Source organism: Streptomyces sp. SID14478, from assembly GCF_010548525.1.
In the GTDB taxonomy this organism is placed as follows: Bacteria; Actinomycetota; Actinomycetes; order Streptomycetales; family Streptomycetaceae; genus Streptomyces.
In genome coordinates this window covers 1-693 of the sequence record NZ_JAAGMG010000459.1, presented here as the reverse complement: position 1 = coordinate 693, position 693 = coordinate 1, and the positions used below count along the sequence as shown (strand labels likewise).

Genomic DNA, 693 nt, shown 5'->3' with positions numbered 1-693 from the left:
ACGTACGCCCTGCTGCGCGGCCTCGACGCCTGCGTGGTCCTCGCCGAACAGCGGCTGCCGCCCGGCCTGCGCCGCGCCGGCGCGGGCGGGCCGACGGTGCTGGTGCACGAACTCCGGCGCGGGGCCGTGGTGTTCAGCGCAGAGGCCGCTGAGCTTTCGCCGTCGGGAGGATGAGCACCGTGCCGGCGTTGAGCCGGTCCGGGTGCGATCCGACCATCTTCCGGTTGGCCCGGTACAGCGCCTGCCAGCCGCCCTTGACCTTGAAGCGGCGGGCGATCGAGGCGAGCGTCTCGCCGCGCTGCACCACGTGGACGCGCCCGTCGAGCCGGTACGCCTTGGAGCACTCGGGCCAGGCCCGCCAGCCCTGACCGCTCACCACTTTCTCGGCGATCGCGATCTGCTCTTCCCGGGTGGCGAGGTCGGCGCGCGGCGCGTACTTGAGTCCGCCGTACTCCTCCCAGGTGGGCTGCCAGAACTGGAGCCCGCCGTAGTAGGAGTTGCCGGTGTTCTCCGCCCAGTTCCCGCCGCTCTCGCACTCGGCGAGACAGGACCACGGCCACTGCTCGCGTGCGCAGTCGTAGGACGTGTCGGCGCGGGGGCCGGGGGCGGGTGGCGGGGCGGCGGTGGAGGCGGAGGCGACGGCCGGCACGAGGGCCAGGGCGAGCAGTCCGCCCAGCAGGGCCGCGGCCCCGC

The 693-nt window shown here is 74.6% G+C and carries 1 protein-coding gene and 1 pseudogene; one reads left to right on the top strand and one right to left on the bottom strand.

Translation table 11 applies throughout. The annotated features are described in order from the left end of the window. Positions 1–174, top strand: a pseudogene (locus G3I40_RS47160) (ABC transporter); the annotation flags it as partial. On the opposite strand, the gene G3I40_RS15295 reads toward G3I40_RS47160, so the two are convergent. Next, complete coding sequence (locus tag G3I40_RS15295; RefSeq protein WP_275410189.1) at positions 134–658, bottom strand: transglycosylase family protein; 525 nt, start codon at positions 656–658, stop codon at positions 134–136. The pseudogene G3I40_RS47160 and the gene G3I40_RS15295 overlap by 41 nt on opposite strands. Positions 659–693 lie beyond the last annotated feature (35 nt).